The organism is Kocuria rosea subsp. polaris (assembly GCF_001483755.1).
In the GTDB taxonomy this organism is placed as follows: Bacteria; Actinomycetota; Actinomycetes; order Actinomycetales; family Micrococcaceae; genus Kocuria; species Kocuria cellulosilytica.
This window is the reverse complement of record NZ_LQBK01000040.1, coordinates 155,135-170,656: the sequence shown is the minus strand read 5'-3', so window position 1 is coordinate 170,656 and position 15,522 is coordinate 155,135. Positions and strand designations below refer to the sequence as shown.

14 protein-coding genes are annotated in these 15,522 nt (G+C 71.9%); 5 read left to right on the top strand and 9 right to left on the bottom strand.

Features of this window, described 5'->3' with window-relative positions:
- The first annotated feature begins 3 nt into the window (after positions 1 to 3).
- On the top strand, positions 4 to 1,017 hold the full coding sequence (locus AVL61_RS15980) for an inorganic phosphate transporter (RefSeq protein WP_058875301.1): 1,014 nt from the start codon (positions 4 to 6) through the stop codon (positions 1,015 to 1,017).
- Positions 1,018 to 1,169: 152 nt separating this feature from the next.
- On the opposite strand, the gene pstB is transcribed toward AVL61_RS15980, so the two are convergent.
- The 4 genes from pstB to pstS all read right to left on the bottom strand — a co-directional run bounded on the left by pstB (position 1,170) and on the right by pstS (position 5,379).
- Complete coding sequence (gene pstB / locus AVL61_RS15975; RefSeq protein WP_058875300.1) at positions 1,170 to 1,949, bottom strand: phosphate ABC transporter ATP-binding protein PstB; 780 nt, start codon at positions 1,947 to 1,949, stop codon at positions 1,170 to 1,172.
- Positions 1,950 to 2,025: 76 nt separating this feature from the next.
- Positions 2,026 to 3,159, bottom strand: coding sequence for a phosphate ABC transporter permease PstA (gene pstA / locus AVL61_RS15970; protein ID WP_058875299.1), 1,134 nt, complete (start codon positions 3,157 to 3,159; stop codon positions 2,026 to 2,028).
- Positions 3,159 to 4,094, bottom strand: a complete 936-nt coding sequence (gene pstC / locus AVL61_RS15965) for a phosphate ABC transporter permease subunit PstC (protein ID WP_058875298.1) — start codon at positions 4,092 to 4,094, stop codon at positions 3,159 to 3,161. The genes pstA and pstC overlap by 1 nt, the downstream gene beginning before the upstream one ends.
- Positions 4,095 to 4,269: 175 nt before the next feature.
- Positions 4,270 to 5,379, bottom strand: coding sequence for a phosphate ABC transporter substrate-binding protein PstS (gene pstS / locus AVL61_RS15960; protein WP_058875297.1), 1,110 nt, complete (start codon positions 5,377 to 5,379; stop codon positions 4,270 to 4,272).
- A gap of 298 nt (positions 5,380 to 5,677) precedes the next feature.
- On the opposite strand from pstS, the gene AVL61_RS15955 reads away from it, so the two are divergent.
- The 3 genes from AVL61_RS15955 to disA are packed head-to-tail and all read left to right on the top strand — an operon-like array spanning position 5,678 to position 9,398.
- Positions 5,678 to 6,826 (top strand): FUSC family protein, encoded by a 1,149-nt coding sequence (locus AVL61_RS15955; RefSeq protein ID WP_058875296.1) that lies wholly within the window; start codon positions 5,678 to 5,680, stop codon positions 6,824 to 6,826.
- Positions 6,827 to 6,886: 60 nt separating this feature from the next.
- Complete coding sequence (gene radA, locus AVL61_RS15950) at positions 6,887 to 8,314, top strand: DNA repair protein RadA (protein ID WP_058875295.1); 1,428 nt, start codon at positions 6,887 to 6,889, stop codon at positions 8,312 to 8,314.
- Positions 8,315 to 8,321: 7 nt separating this feature from the next.
- A complete protein-coding gene (disA, locus tag AVL61_RS15945) occupies positions 8,322 to 9,398 on the top strand; it encodes a DNA integrity scanning diadenylate cyclase DisA (RefSeq protein WP_058875374.1) in 1,077 nt (358 codons plus the stop codon).
- 16 nt (positions 9,399 to 9,414) lie between these two features.
- Here disA and AVL61_RS15940 read toward each other — a convergent pair whose 3' ends face one another.
- A complete protein-coding gene (locus tag AVL61_RS15940; RefSeq protein ID WP_231738457.1) occupies positions 9,415 to 10,152 on the bottom strand; it encodes a hypothetical protein in 738 nt (245 codons plus the stop codon).
- Between the two features lie 24 nt (positions 10,153 to 10,176).
- Here AVL61_RS15940 and AVL61_RS15935 point away from each other — a divergent pair, with 24 nt between their 5' ends.
- On the top strand, positions 10,177 to 11,154 hold the full coding sequence (locus tag AVL61_RS15935; RefSeq protein WP_058875293.1) for an HhH-GPD family protein: 978 nt from the start codon (positions 10,177 to 10,179) through the stop codon (positions 11,152 to 11,154).
- Here AVL61_RS15935 and AVL61_RS15930 read toward each other — a convergent pair.
- From AVL61_RS15930 to AVL61_RS15915, 4 genes are all read right to left on the bottom strand, one after another.
- Complete coding sequence (locus AVL61_RS15930; protein ID WP_058875292.1) at positions 11,138 to 11,665, bottom strand: amino-acid N-acetyltransferase; 528 nt, start codon at positions 11,663 to 11,665, stop codon at positions 11,138 to 11,140. The genes AVL61_RS15935 and AVL61_RS15930 overlap by 17 nt on opposite strands.
- 130 nt (positions 11,666 to 11,795) lie before the next feature.
- Positions 11,796 to 14,360 (bottom strand): ATP-dependent Clp protease ATP-binding subunit, encoded by a 2,565-nt coding sequence (locus AVL61_RS15925; RefSeq protein WP_058875291.1) that lies wholly within the window; start codon positions 14,358 to 14,360, stop codon positions 11,796 to 11,798.
- 336 nt (positions 14,361 to 14,696) lie between these two features.
- Positions 14,697 to 15,026 carry a histone-like nucleoid-structuring protein Lsr2 gene (locus tag AVL61_RS15920; RefSeq protein ID WP_058875290.1) on the bottom strand — a complete coding sequence of 110 codons (330 nt, stop codon included), beginning with the start codon at positions 15,024 to 15,026 and terminating at the stop codon, positions 14,697 to 14,699.
- Between the two features lie 263 nt (positions 15,027 to 15,289).
- Positions 15,290 to 15,505 (bottom strand): hypothetical protein, encoded by a 216-nt coding sequence (locus AVL61_RS15915; RefSeq protein WP_058875289.1) that lies wholly within the window; start codon positions 15,503 to 15,505, stop codon positions 15,290 to 15,292.
- Positions 15,506 to 15,522: the final 17 nt, after the last annotated feature.

Sequence of the window (15,522 nt, the reverse complement as noted above, 5' to 3'; positions counted from 1 at the left end):
CCCGTGCTGACGGCCCTGACCGTTCTCGGGATCGTCCTGGCCGTGGCCCACGTGCTCGTCAACGGTTTCCACGACGCCCCCAACGCCCTGGCCCTGCCCGTGCGCTTCCGCGCGCTCACGCCCCGGGTGGGCCTGGTGTTCACCGCGCTCGTCAACGCCGCCGGCGTGTGGGCCGCCGCGTACCTGCTCGCGGACTGGATCATCACGGGCGTGCCCGTGCCGCACGACGTGGTGGGCTCCGCGACGATCGTCTGCGCCCTGGTGACCACGATCGGCTGGAACCTGCTCACCTGGTGGTGGGGCATGCCGAGCTCCTCGACCACGGCGCTGTCGGGCGGGCTGCTCGGCGCGCTGCTGGGCGCCCACGCCGTGGACCTCGTCGACGGGAACCCGCTGACGGCCGAGGCCCTGTACCAGGTCGTCGTGCCCCTCGTGCTGGCGCCGCTGTCCGCCTACGCCGTGGCCTGGGTGCTCGTGGTGCCCCTGCTGCACCTGCTGCGGCACTCCGAGCCGGACACGACCACGTTCCGCTCCCGGCTGGTCCTGGCCGGCGGCGCGGCGGCCGTCTCCTTCGGGCACGGCATCCACCACGGCCGCCGGGCCGCGTGGATCCTCGCGACGCTGCTGCTGTGCGCCGGGTTCGCGGACCCGCTGGCCGGCTCCACCCCGTGGCTGTTCCTGCTCATCGCGGCCGGGCTGGCCACGGGCACCCTGTTCGGGGCCTGGCGGATCGCCTACACCCTCTCCTCCCGGATGATCACGATCGACCCGTTCCGCGGCGCCGTGGCCCAGGGCGTCGCGGGAGCCCTGCTGTTCCTGGGCGGGACGCTGATCCCCGTGCCGATGTCCACGTCCCAGACCACCGCCGCCGCGATCCTGGGGGCGGGACGGCAGCAGCGCTTCCACACCGTCAACGTCAGGGTGGTGAAGCGGGTCCTGCTCGTGTGGGTCCTCACCGTCCCGGCGTGCGCGGCGATCTCCGGCACCCTGCTGCTCGCCCTCTCACCGCTGCTCTAGGGGGGGCGGGGCACCACGTCCAGGACGCCGGCGCAGGGGCGGCCGCGCGGGCTCCGCCGCCGGGCCCGGGAGGCGGTCGAGGGCGTCGACGACGACGGGCGCCGGCCACCCCGCGGGGTGACCGGCGCCCGTGCCTCCGGGGGCGGGACGGCTCAGCCGAAGCGGCCGGAGACGTAGTCCTCCGTCTGCTTCTCCCGCGGGTTGCTGAAGATCTCGGACGTGGGGCCGTACTCGATGAGCTTGCCCGGCTTGCCCGTGCCCTGGATGTTGAAGAACGCCGTCCGGTCCGAGATGCGCGCGGCCTGCTGCATGTTGTGGGTCACGATGACCACGGTGTAGTCCTGCTTCAGCTCGTTGATCAGGTCCTCGATCGCCAGGGTGGAGATCGGGTCCAGGGCGGAGGCCGGCTCGTCCATGAGGATCACGTCGGGCTTCACCGCGATCGCCCGGGCGATGCACAGGCGCTGCTGCTGGCCGCCGGAGAGGCTCGAGCCCGGCTTGTCCAGGCGGTCCTTGACCTCGTTCCACAGGTTCGCGCCCTGCAGGGAGCTCTCCACGAGCGCGTCGGCGTCACCGCGCGAGATCCGCTTGCTGTTGAGCTTCACGCCCGCGAGCACGTTGTCGCGGATGGACATGGTGGGGAACGGGTTGGGGCGCTGGAAGACCATCCCGATCATGGAGCGCACCACCACGGGGTCCACGCCGGGGCCGTAGAGGTCCTCCCCGTCGAGGAGTACCTGGCCCTCGGCGCGGGCGCCGGGGATGACCTCGTGCATGCGGTTGAGGGTGCGCAGGAAGGTCGACTTGCCGCAGCCGGACGGGCCGATGAACGCGGTCACCGACCGGGCGTCGATCCCCATGCTGACGTCCTCGACGGCCAGGAAGTCGCCGTAGTAGACATTGAGGTGGTCGACGTCGATTCGCTTGGACATGTGTGTTCCTTGCTTCTTTCTCGCAGAGGTGCGTGCGGGAGGTGCGTGCGGAGGTCCGGTGGGTGCGCGGCGCGCGTCAGCGGCCGGCGGTCTTGGGCGCGAAGGCCCGCGCGACCAGTCGGGCCACGAGGTTGAGCAGCATCACGATCAGGATCAGCAGCAGCGCCGCGGCCCACGCGCGCTGCTGCGAGGGGTCGGGGTTCGTCGGGGACGTGGGCGTCATGATCTGGTAGTAGATGAACGTGGGCAGCGTGGTCATCCACCCGGAGAACGAGTTCCAGTTGATGGCGGTGGCGAAGCCCGCGGTGACGAGCAGCGGGGCGGTCTCCCCGATGACCCGGGCGATCGCCAGGGTCACGCCGGAGGCGATGCCGGAGATCGCGGTGGGGATCACCACCTTGATGATCGTCCGCCACTTGCGCACGCCCAGCGCGTAGGCCGCCTCGCGCAGCTCGTTGGGGACGATCTTCAGCATCTCCTCGGTGTTCTTCACGACCGTGGGGATCATCAGCACGGTCAGCGCGACGGCCGCCACGAAGCCGAAGCGGGTGGACGGGCCGAGCAGCAGCCCGAAGAAGGCCGCGGCGAACAGGCCCGCCACGATGGACGGGATGCCCGTCATGACGTCCACGAAGAAGGTGATGCCGCGCCCCAGCCAGCCGCCCTTCGAGTACTCCACGAGGTAGATGGCCGTCAGCAGGCCGATGGGGACCGAGAGCAGGGTGGCCCAGAAGGTGATCGACACCGTGCCCACGATCGCGTGGTACGCGCCGCCCAGCACGGGCCCGTCCCCCGCGGCCGCGGCGTTGTCCGTGGCACCGGTGACACCGTTCATGGACGTCAGCAGCAGGTTGGAGGTCAGGCCCGGGAGGCCGTTGGCGAGCACCGTCCAGATCACGGAGATCAGCGGGATCACCGCCAGGACGAACGCCGTGTAGACGAGGTAGGTCATCAGCGAGTCGGCACCCTTGCGCCCGCCCTCGATCACCGAGACGACGACGGGTGCGGCGACCAGGAAGACCACGGCGGCGAGGACGGCCCAGAGGGCCGTGGAGAAGCCCAGGAGGGCCGCGAGGGCCGCCCCCACCACGATGGCGGCGGCACCGATCACGGGGACCAGCCACGCCGGCCTCTGGTTGCGGGTGAGCATCGACCGGCGGGGCGAGGAGGGACGCACCGGCGTGGGATTGCGGAAGGCGGTGGAGGACATCAGTTGGCTCCCGAGAATTCCTTGTAGCGGGCGACGATGGCGCGGGCGATGATGTTCACCACGAGGGTGATCACGAAGAGGATCAGGCCCGCGGCGATGAGCTCGGACAGCCGCAGGCCGTAGGCCTCCGGGAAGTTGAGGGCGATCTCCGCCGCGATGGTCTGGTTCCCGGACTGCACGAGCGACGAGGTGAGCGGGCCGCTCGAGAGCACCAGGGCCACCGCCATGGTCTCGCCCAGCGCGCGGCCCAGGGCGAGCATCACCGCGGAGATGATCCCCGGGCGGGCGAAGGGCAGCACCGTCATCCGGATCATCTCCCACCGGGTCGCCCCGAGGGCCAGGGCGGCCTCCTCGTGCAGCTTCGGGGTCTGGACGAACAGCTCCCGGGACATCGCCGTGATGATCGGCAGGATCATGATGGCCAGCACCACCCCGGCCGTGAGCATGGTCTTGCCGGTCTGGGACGCCGGGCCGCTGAAGATCGGGATGAACCCGAGGTTGGTCGACAGCCAGTCGTAGAAGGGCACTACGGAGGCGGCCAGGACGGTGGTGCCCCAGGCCCCGTAGATCACCGACGGGATCGCCGCCAGCAGATCGATGACGTAGCCCACGGGCTTGGCGATCCGCGCCGGCGCGTAGTGGGAGATGTACAGGGCCACCAGCACGCCGATCGGGGTGGCGATCACCAGCGCGATCACGGCGGCGATCACCGTGCCGATGACCATCGGCCAGATGTAGGACCAGAAGCCGGCGCCGCCGGAGATCTCCTCGGCGGGGGCCTGGAAGGTGGGCAGCGCCTGCAGGAACAGGAACAGCGCCACGGCCGCCAGGACGGCGAGGATCAGCACGCCGGCCCCGAGGCTGAGCCCGGAGAAGATCGAGTCGCCCGCCTTGCCGCCGGCGGCGGTCTTCCTGGTGGTGACGGTGGTGGACATGTCGGGTGCCCCTTCGATTGCCTGACACGGGTGGTGCGGGGACGCAGTGGTGTCCCCGCGCGTGGGTCCGGTGACGCGCCTCACGCGGAGGTCGCCTCACACACGAATGTCCCGTTCGGCGCGGGCGCGGGCGGGAGGGCCCGGGCCCGCACCGAACGGGACCAGCAGAACTGGATCAGCCGGCGACCGTGATCTGGTCGATCGCCTCCTGCGCGGCGGTGCGCAGGTTCTCGGACATGGGGGCGGAGCCGGCCGCCTCGGCCGCCGCCTGCTGCCCCTCCTCGCTGATGACGTACTCGCCGAACGCCTTCGCGAGGTCAGCGGTCTCCTGGGAATCGTACTGCGGGCAGAAGATCTCGTACGACACGAGCACGATCGGGTAGCTCCCGGACTCGGTGGTGTCGCGCTCGAGGTCCATCGCCATGTCGTACTCGGCGCGGCCCTCGACCGGGGACGAGGCCTCGACGGCCTTCGCGGCGGCCTCGGAGGAGTACTCGACGTACTCCTCGCCCACCCCCACGGCCACGGTGCCGAGATCGCCCACGGCGGAGGCGTCCGCGTAGGTGATGGCGCCCTCGGTGGCGTTGGTGGACTGGACCACGCCGGCGGTGCCCTTGTTGTTCTCGGCGGCCCACTGGGAGGGCCAGTTGCCGGAGACCTCCTCGGTCCACACCTCGGGGGCGGCCGCGGCCAGGTACTCCTGGAAGTTCTCGGTGGTCCCGGACTCGTCGTTGCGGTGGACCACGGTGATCGGGGTGTCCGGCAGCTCCGCGTCGGGGTTCTGCTCGGCGATGGCGGGGTCGTTCCACTCGGTGATCTCCCCGGTGAAGACCTGGGCGATGGTCGCGCCGTCCATGTTCACGGTGTCGACGCCCGGCAGGTTGAACGCCACCGCGATCGGGGAGATGTAGGCCGGGACGTGGAACGCGCCCTCGGGGCCGCAGACCTCCTTGGAGGCCTCGTACTCCTCCTCGTCGAGGTAGGCGTCCGAGCCCGCGAAGTCGGCGCCGCCGGCGGTGAAGGCCTCGCGGCCCGCGCCGGAGCCGTCCGGGGAGTACTGCACCGTGGCCTCGGGGTTGGCCTCCTGGAAGCCGTTCTGCCACGCCGTCATCGCGGCGTTCTGGGCCGACGACCCGATGCCGGTCAGCGTGCCGGAGACGCCGGACGCAGAGGTCTCGGCGGAGCCGGAGCCTCCGCCCGTGGCGTTGTCCGAACCGCACGCGGTGAGCGCGAGCGTGCCGATGGCCAGGACGGCCGCAGAACGGCCGAGGTGGGATGCCTTCACTTGTTGCCCCTCAAATCACAGTCGTGGCCCGTCACGGGGCCGTGGTCCGTCGTGGCGCCGGAGGATCTCCGGGCCGGTGCAAGAGGTGGATCTGCGGTCGACCCGCGAACCTCTCTCCGGAAGACGCTAGGGAGCGCAGGTGGCCAGATTGACCCGGCAAGATGAACGGCGGGTGAACACCGGCCTCCGGAGCCGTGCCGGAGTTGCGGATCTCACACCGCGGCCACCCGTTCCCGGGCCGGCACGGTGGCCCCGCCCGCTCGCCGGCGGCCCCGGGCCGCTCGCCTAGGATGGCCCCATGCAGCCAGGCAACCGTGCGCGAGCCGCGGCCCGCGCGGTGCGCAGCCGCACCCGGGTCGGCCTCACCCGGGTCCGCACGGGCCTGCTCCAGAGCTTCCAGATCACGGTGGCCAGCGTCGGGGCCTACGTGATCGCCGAGCAGCTGCTGGGCCACTCCGGGCCCATCTTCGCGGCCACGGCGGCCCTGGTCTCGCTGGGCTTCGCGAAGGACGGGCTGCGCTACCGGCGCGTCCTGGAGGTCTCCATCGGCTGCACCCTCGGCATCGCCGTGGGGGACACGCTGATCCACGTCCTGGGCACGGGCGTGTGGCAGGCCTGCGTGGTGCTCATGACCTCGATCCTGCTGGCCCGCTTCCTGGACAACGGCACGCTGTTCACCACCCAGATGGGGCTGCAGTCCGTGCTCGTGGTCCTGCTGCCGCCGTCCCAGGACGGGGTCTTCGCCCGCTCCACGGACGCGGTCGTGGGCGGGCTCTGCGCCCTGGCCATGGCCTACTTCGTGCCCACGGACCCGCGGAGCCAGCCGCGCCAGGGGCTGCGGGCGCTCGTCGACGAGTTCTCCGGGGTCCTCCGGGAGGCGAGCCGGGCCGTGGAGGACTACGACGCCACCGCCGCCTGGCACGCTCTCGTGCGCGCCCGCCAGACCCAGCCGCTCGTGGACTCCGTGACGTCCGGGCTGAAGTCCTCCCTCGAGATCGCCACGGCCTCACCGCTGTACCGCGGTCGCCGGGCGGAGATCGAAGGGATCGCGCACTCCATCCGCTATCTGGACCTCGCCGTGCGCAACGCGCGGGTCCTCGCCCGCCGCCTCGCCTCCGTGCTCAACCACGTGACGCTCTCGGACGAGGCCGTGGCCTCCATGGGCACGGCCTTCGACGACCTCGCCGACGCCGTCACCACACTGGGCAACGCGCTCGCCGTGGCCTCCCCCGGCTCCCGGGAGAGCTATCTGCGCCAGGCCCGCAACGAGCTGGCCGACGTGGCCGGGCGCCTGCACCCGGGACGGATGGGGGTGCGCACCATGGAGGGCGAGACCCTGGTGCTGGACCTGCGCCCCATGGTCGTGGACCTCCTGGAGGCCGCCGGGATGACGCACGAGGAGGCGCGCGCCCAGCTCCCCCGGCTCGAGGGCTGGGACCGCGCCTGAGCACGGGTCGCGGGGTCTTCAGGACCTGTGCCGTCCGACCCGGCGGCTAGCCTGGACGCCATGAGCACCCGCACCCGCCGCAACTCCCCCGCCTACCGCTGCACCGAGTGCGGCTGGAGCACCGCCAAGTGGGTGGGCCGGTGCGGGGAGTGCCAGGCGTGGGGCACCGTCGAGGAGATCGGCGAGCACAGGGCCCGCACCACGGCCGCCCGGTCGATCGCCGAGCCCGCCCGCCCCATCGCCCAGGTGGACGCCACCGTGGCGACCTCGGCGCCCACCGGGGTGCCCGAGCTGGACCGCGTCCTCGGCGGCGGGCTCGTCCCCGGCGCGGTCGTGCTGATGGCGGGCGAGCCCGGGGTCGGGAAGTCGACGCTGCTGCTCGACGTCGCCGCCCGCTTCGCGGAGGGCACGGGCTCGGGGACCCGCGACGTCCTCTACGTCACGGGCGAGGAGTCCGCCGCGCAGGTGAAGCTGCGCGCGGACCGGATCGACGCCGTGGCGCCCACCCTGTACCTCACCGCCGAGACGGACCTGGCCACGGCGCTGGGCCACATCGAGACGATCTCCCCACGCCTGCTGGTGGTCGACTCCGTGCAGACGCTGGCCAGCGCCGAGGTCGAGGGCTCCGCGGGCGGGGTGACGCAGGTCCGCGAGGTCGCCGCGTCCCTGATCGCCGCGGCCAAGAAGCGGAACATGACCACGCTGCTCGTGGGGCACGTGACGAAGGACGGCTCCATCGCCGGTCCGCGGCTGCTCGAGCACCTCGTGGACGTGGTGTGCCAGTTCGAGGGCGAGAAGCACTCCCGGATCCGGCTGCTGCGGGCGGTCAAGAACCGCTACGGCCCCACGGACGAGGTCGGCTGCTTCGACCTCACCGAGACCGGGATCACGAGCGTGGAGGACCCCTCGGGCCTGTTCGTCTCCCGCACGGCCATGCCGGTGTCCGGCACGTGCCTCACGGTGACCCTCGAGGGCCGCCGGCCCCTGCTCGCCGAGGTGCAGGCGCTGCTGGACCGCTCCTCCACCGCCCAGCCCCGGCGGGCCACCGCCGGCCTCGACTCCTCGAGGGTCGCCATGCTCCTCGCCGTCCTGCAGCGCCGGGCCGGCGTGAACCTGGCCGGGCTGGACTGCTACGTCTCCACGGTCGGCGGCGTGAAGCTCACCGAGCCGTCCACCGACCTCGCCGTGGCCATGGCGCTGGCCTCGGCCGCGCAGGACCGGCCCCTGCCGCAGCGCCTGGTGTGCTTCGGAGAGGTGGGCCTGGCCGGCGAGGTGCGGCCCGTCCCGGGCATCGGGCGCCGCATCCAGGAGGTCGCCCGGCTGGGCTTCACGCACGCGGTGGTGCCCGCGAGCCCCACGGGGCCGGGCCCGGTCCCGGCGGGGTTCACCGTCCGGGAGGTGACCACCATCAACGACGCCATGGAGCTGCTCTTCCCGGCCTCCGCCGCGGCTCCCGCCCGGAAGCGGCAGACCGCCGCGGCCGTATGATGTGACCGTGGCGAAGACCCCTGAGAACGCACTGCGCAAGACGCTGGCCCGCATCGCGCCCGGCACCGAGCTGCGCACCGGTCTCGAGAGGATCCTGCGCGGACGCACGGGCGGGCTGATCGTCCTCGGCTTCGACCGCTCCGTCGAGACCATCTGCTCCGGCGGCTTCGACATCGACACCGACTGCTCCGCGCCCAAGCTGCGGGAGCTGGCCAAGATGGACGGCGCCATCATCTGCGACCGGGACGCCACCCGGATCCTCAAGGCCGGGGTCCAGCTCGTGCCGGACCCCTCCATCGGCACCACGGAGTCCGGGACCCGGCACCGGTCCGCGGAGCGCACCGCCAAGGAGACCGGGGTGCCGGTGATCTCCGTGAGCCAGTCCATGAGCGTCATCACGATCTACGTGGGCGAGACCCGGTACGCCATCGAGGGCTCCCAGTCGATCATGGCCCGCGCCAACCAGGCCCTGCAGACGCTCGAGCACTACAGCCACCGGATGGAGCAGGTGCTGGGAAACCTGTCCTCGCTCGAGATCGAGGCGTCCGTGACGGCGCGGGACGTGGCCCTGACCCTCCAGCGGATGGAGATGGTCCGGCGGATCTCCTCCGAGATCGGCTGGTACGTCCTCGAGCTCGGGGTGGACGGGCGGCTCATCGCCCTGCAGCTCGAGGAGCTCACCGCGGGCACCGGCCCCGGGCCGGACGTGGTGCTGCGCGACTACCTGCCCGACGGCACCCCCGCGGAGGGCATCGAGGAGGGGCTGGCGCGCCTCGCCGAGCTCACCCCCACGGAGCTCATCGACCTGCAGCGGATCGCGGTGTCGGTGGGCCTCGTCGAACCCCAGGGCAGCCTCGAGACGGACCTGCACCCGCACGGCTACCGGCTGCTGGAGGGCATCAAGTCGATGCCGCGCGCGGTGGCCAACCGGCTGGTGCGCCAGTTCGACGGCCTGCAGTCCCTGATGGCCGCCAACCTCGAGGACCTCAAGGCGGTCGAGGGCATCGGCGAGCAGCGGGCCCGCACGGTGCGCGAGTCCCTCTCCCGGATGGCCGAGACCAGCCTGCTCGAGCGCTTCATGTGAGCCGCGCGCGGCGCGCTCACTCCAGGACGAACGGCACGGGCTCCGACGTGCGCTCCCCGAGCGAGGTCTCGAGCCGGTAGTAGCCGGGCCGGGCCTCGCCCCCCGCCTCCGTGCAGCCCTCGGCGGTGCGCACCCGGTTCCAGCTCAGCCGCGCGCTCTGCTCCTGCCCGGGCTCGAGCACCACCTCCGCGTCCTCGGAGCCGGCCTGGCAGTGCCTGCTGTCGAAGACGGTGTCCGGCCCCGAGGTCACCTCGTAGACCATCTGGGAGGTGCCCGCGTTGACGCGGCAGGGGTCCTCCCCCGTGTTCTCGAGGCTCAGCACGAGGACCGGCTGCGCGTCCTCGGCGTAGCTCTCCCGGTCCGTGGACGCCCGCACGGCCAGCTCAGGACCGCACTCCTCGACCGGGCCCTCCGTGGCGGGCGCGGACCCCGCCGCGGACGCGCTCTCGTCCGGCCGCGGCGTGAAGTCCGCGAAGGGCTCCTGCGAGGCCGCCGCGGCGGACGCGGTGGCCGTGTCCGGGGCCGGGACCCCCTCCGTCTCCTCGGGGCCCAGCATGCCCGCCACGGCCGAGACCAGCCCCACGGCCACGAGCACGAGCAGCACGCCCGCGGCGAGGGCCGCCACGAGCCGGCGGCGCCGGTACACCTCGGGGCTCTCGCGCCGGGACCCGGGGTGGCGGGGAGCTCGTCCGTCGTCGTCGTGACCGTTCCCCGACCGTCCGTGGGGGGTGCTCCCGGAACCCTTCTGCGCCATGCTCCCAGGCTACAGTGGACTCCGATGAGCTCCCCGCACGCTGCCCCGCCCCCCGTCCCGGCCGCCGGCCTGCCGGACCTGCACCGGGCCGTGACCGACTGGTACGACGACGCCGCCCGGGACCTCCCGTGGCGGGACCCGGCCTGCACCCCGTGGGGGGTCATGGTCAGCGAGTTCATGCTCCAGCAGACTCCGGTGGCGCGCGTGCTGCCCGTGTGGCAGGCGTGGCTGCGGCGCTGGCCGCGGCCCGCCGACCTCGCGGCCGAGAGCGCCGGGGAGGCCGTGCGCGCGTGGGGCCGGCTCGGCTATCCGCGGCGGGCCCTGCGCCTGCACGCGGCCGCCGTCGAGATCACCGAGCAGCACGGGGGCCGGGTGCCGGCGGCGCACGACGCGCTGCTGGCCCTGCCCGGCGTGGGCGCCTACACGGCCGCCGCGATCGCGGTCTTCGCCTTCGGGGACCGGCAGACCGTGGTGGACACGAACATCCGCCGCGTGCACGCCCGGGTCGTCACGGGGCGGGCCCTGCCGGCCCGGTCGCTGACGGCCGCCGAGCTGCGGCTCGCGGAGGAGCTGATGCCGGCCGACGACGCCCTGGCCGTGCGCTGGAACCAGGCGGTCATGGAGCTCGGCGCCCTCGTCTGCACGGCCCGCTCCCCCCGGTGCGAGCAGTGCCCGGTGCGGTCGGCGTGCGCGTGGGTCGCCGCGGGCCGGCCGGAGCCGCTGGAGGCCCCCCGGGGCCAGCGGTGGCACGGCACGGACCGCCAGGTCCGCGGGGCGGTCATGGCGGTGCTGCGGGCCGGGTCCGCGCCGGTGCCGGCCCACCACCTCACGGGTCCCGTCGACGTCGCGACGGGCGCGGGCCTGCCGCCGGAGGCCCTCCGGGCCCTGGACGCGCTGCACGGGCTGGAGGCCCCGGAGGAGCAGCGCCGGCGCGCGCTGGACGGGCTGGTGCGGGACGGGCTGGCCGTCGCCGGGCCCGCCGGGGTCAGTCTTCCGGGCTGAGCTCCAGCAGCATCCGGGTGTTGCCGAGGGTGTTGGGCTTCACGCGGGCCAGGTCGAGGTACTCGGCCACGCCCTCGTCGTGCGAGCGCAGCAGCTCGGCGAAGACGTCGGGGTCCACCTGGTTCTGGTTGGGCATGACCTCGAAGCCGTAGCGGCTGAAGAAGTCCACCTCGAAGGTCAGGCAGAACACCCGCGAGACCCCCACGGCGCGGGCCCGTTCGATCAGCCCGGCCAGCAGGGTGCGGCCCACCCCGCGGCCCCGCCACGCGTCGGAGGTGGCCAGCGTGCGGACCTCGCCCAGGTCCTCCCACATCACGTGCAGCGCGCCGCAGCCCACGAGACCGGCCTGCTCGTCGCCGACCGCCTCCACCACCAGGAACTCCTGGATGCCCTCGTAGTAGGCGACCGTGTCCTTGTTGATGAGCACCCCGGCGCGCGCCAGCGGGGCCACGAGGTCCTTGATGGCGGGGACGTCGGAGGTGCGGGCTGGTCGCAGGCGCAGGTCGGTCACGCCGCAAGTGTACGCTTGCGAACGCCGGCGCCCCGCGGGAGCTGCGCTCCGGGTCCGTCCCCACTTGGGTGGACGCCGAGGGGCCCGCCGCGCGGACGCGCGGCGGGCCCCTCGGTGGAGTCGGACGGGCTCAGCCCTCGGAACGGTTCTCGCCGTCACCGCGGGAGACGTCGACGTCCTCCAGACCGCCCATCGGGTCGACCATGCCGTCGCCCGTGAGGTCGGACATCGGGGTGGAGGAGAAGACCAGCTTCTGCTCGTCCCCCTCGCCGTCGGTGTCCACGAAGATCTTCTCCCCGGTGCTGATCTCCCCGAAGAGGATCTTCTCGGACAGCTGGTCCTCGATCTCCCGCTGCATGGTGCGGCGCAGCGGGCGGGCGCCCATGGACGGGTCGTAGCCCTTGCGGCTGACCCACCGCTTCGCGGAGTCGGAGAGCTCGATCGACATCCCCTGGTCGCGCAGCCGCTCCTGCAGCCGGGCCACGAACAGGTCCACGATCTGCACGATCTCGTTCTCGGTGAGCTGCGGGAAGACGATGATCTCGTCCACGCGGTTGAGGAACTCGGGCCGGAAGTGCTCCTTGAGCTCGTCCTGCACCTTCGCCTGCATGCGCTCGTAGTTGGACGCGGGGTCCACGCCGGTCTGGAAGCCGACGGGGACGGCACGGGAGATGTCCTTGGTGCCCAGGTTCGTGGTCATGATGATCACGGTGTTCTTGAAGTCCACCACGCGGCCCTGCGAGTCGGTCAGGCGACCGTCCTCGAGGATCTGCAGCAACGAGTTGAACAGGTCCTGGTGCGCCTTCTCGACCTCGTCGAAGAGCACCACCGAGAACGGCTTGCGGCGCACCTTCTCGGTGAGCTGGCCGCCCTCCTCGTAGCCCACGTAGCCCGGAGGGGCACCGAAGAGCCGGGAGACGGTGTGCTTCTCCTGGTACTCGGACATGTCCAGGGTGATGAGGGCGTCCTCGTCCCCGAACAGGAACTCCGCCAGCGCCTTCGCGAGCTCGGTCTTGCCCACGCCCGTGGGCCCGGCGAAGATGAACGACCCGCCCGGGCGCTTGGGGTCCTTCAGCCCCGCGCGGGTGCGCCGCATCGACCGGGAGAGCGCCTTGATGGCGTCGTCCTGGCCGATGATGCGCTTGTGCAGCTCGTCCTCCATGTGCAGGAGGCGGCCCGTCTCCTCCTCGGTGAGCTTGTAGACGGGCACCCCCGTGGAGGCGGAGAGGACGTCGGAGATGACCTCGGGGGTCACCTCGGCGAGCTCGTCGCCGCCCTCGCGCCAGGCACGGTCCTTGTCGTCCCGCTCCGCGATGAGCTTCTGCTCGGTGTCGCGCAGCGAGGCGGCCTTCTCGTAGTCCTGGCCGTCGATCGCGGCCTCCTTGAGCCGCTTCACCTCGGTGATGCGGTCGTCGAGCTCCTTGATCTCCGGCGGGGCGGTCATCCGCTTGATCCGCAGGCGCGCGCCGGCCTCGTCGATCAGGTCGATCGCCTTGTCCGGCAGGAAGCGGTCGGAGATGTAGCGGGCGCCGAGGTGCACGGCGGCCTCGAGGGCGTCGTCCGAGATGGACACGCGGTGGTGCGCCTCGTACTTGTCGCGCAGCCCCTTGAGGATCTCCACGGCGTGCGCCTCGGAGGGCTCGTCCACCTGGATCGGCTGGAAGCGGCGCTCGAGGGCCGCGTCCTTCTCGATGTGCTTGCGGTACTCGTCGAGGGTCGTGGCGCCGATGGTCTGCAGCTCGCCCCGGGCCAGCATGGGCTTCAGGATGGAGGCGGCGTCGATCGCGCCCTCGGCCGCGCCGGCGCCCACGAGAGTGTGGATCTCGTCGATGAACAGGATGATGTCCCCGCGCGTGCGGATCTCCTTGAGCACCTTCTTGAGCCGCTCCTCGAAGTCACCGCGGTAGCGGGAGCCCGCCACGAGGGACCCGAGGTCCAGGGTGTAGAGGTGCTTGTCCTTGAGCGTCTCCGGGACGTCCCCGCGCACGATCTGCTGCGCCAGGCCCTCGACCACCGCGGTCTTGCCCACGCCGGGCTCACCGATCAGCACCGGGTTGTTCTTGGTGCGGCGGGAGAGGATCTGCATGACGCGCTCCATCTCCTTGAACCGCCCGATGACCGGGTCCAGCTTGCCCTCGCGGGCCGCCGCGGTGAGGTTGCGGCCGAACTGGTCCAGCACGGCCGAGCCGGCGGGCGTGCCCTCGGACTGGCCGGCCGAGCGCACGCCGGCGCCCTCCTTCTCGGGGGTGCCCCCGCCCTGGTAGCCGGAGATCAGCTCCAGCACGGTGGAGCGCACCTTCTGGGGCTCCGCGCCGAGCTTGGTCAGCACCTGCGCCGCCACGCCCTCGCCCGCGCGGATGATGCCCAGCAGGATGTGCTCGGTGCCGATGTAGTTGTGGCCGAGCTGCAGGGCCTCGCGCAGCGAGAGCTCGAGGACCTTCTTGGCCCGCGGGGTGAAGGGGATGTGCCCGGACGGGGCCTGCTGGCCCGGCCCGATGATGTCCTGGACCTGCTCGCGGGCGCCGGTGAGGGTGATGCCCATCGAGTCGAGCGCTTTCGCGGCCACTCCCTCGCCCTCGTGGATCAGCCCGAGCAGCAGGTGCTCGGTGCCGATGTAGTTGTGGTTGAGCATCCTGGCCTCTTCCTGGGCCAGCACCACGACCCGGCGGGCGCGGTCGGTGAAGCGTTCGAACATGGATACTCCTCAGTCGATGTCTGCACCCGATGCTACGCACCCGCACCGACGAACGGGGGGCTGTTCGCCACCGGCGAGAAGACCGGTGCACCGGGGCGCGGACGGCCCCGGAAAGGGACCCGACAATTTCCGCCGTTCGCTTCCGCACCGGCAAAGGCGCAGGTCATCAAAAGAATGCCCGGGAATTCCCGCCAGGAACCGCCCGCGCCCGACAGGGACCTCCCCGCCCCGAAAAGCGGAACCGGAAAGGGGCGCCGGAAAGGGAAAAGGAGGGACCGGCGGACCGGTCCCTCCTCCTAATTCCCGGCGGCCTGTTCGGCGGCGCCGGACCCGTTCTTATTGGTGCGCGTCGTAGTACGCCTTCTGCACGTCCTGGTGAATGCGGCCGCGGTCGGAGACCGGGTGGCCGTTCTCCCGGGCCCACTGCCGGATGGCCGCGGTGTCCGGGTTGGACTTCCCGGTGGGGCGGGCCTGCTTCGCCGCCTGCTTGCTCTGGGCGCGCCGGGCCTTGGTGATGAACGGCCGCACGGCGTCGCGCAGCTTGGCCGCGTTCTCCTCGGAGAGATCGATCTCGTACTGCGCGCCGTCGAGGCCGAAGCGCACGGTCTCCTCGGCGGGTCCGCCGTCGAGATCGTCCTCGAGAATGATCTTCACGGTCTGTGCCATAGCTGAAACTCTCCTCCGCCTCTCGGCGCTCGTCTTTCCCCGGACGCGCCGGTGAACGGCGTGCCCCGAGGCGGTGCTGATTCCCCCGTGTCGGACCGGTTGATCCGGATCGTGAATTCCGGCGACCACCGGGAGAACGAACTCCCGGCGCCGTCGAGTTTATCCTACGATTCCGGCACGGAATTCAACAGCACGAAAAAGCGGACAAACCGGGCACCAATTCGAATTCATCGGCAAGAGCCGGGAATCAGCTCAGGAGGAGCTCAGCGATCCGTCCCGCGGTCACGGCGCGGGGAAGGGCCGAACGGCAGGTCCTCGCCGTCACGCCGCTTGAGCTCCTCGTACCAGCGCTCGGCGTCCTCCTGCGAGCGGGACTCGACGGCGCGCTCGGTGCGGTCGCCGCGGAAGATCCAGCGGAGGACGAACCAGAAGATGATGCCGATGCTGATCGAGGGCAGCAGGACAGCGATGTATTCCATGGGTGCGATTCTCCCGG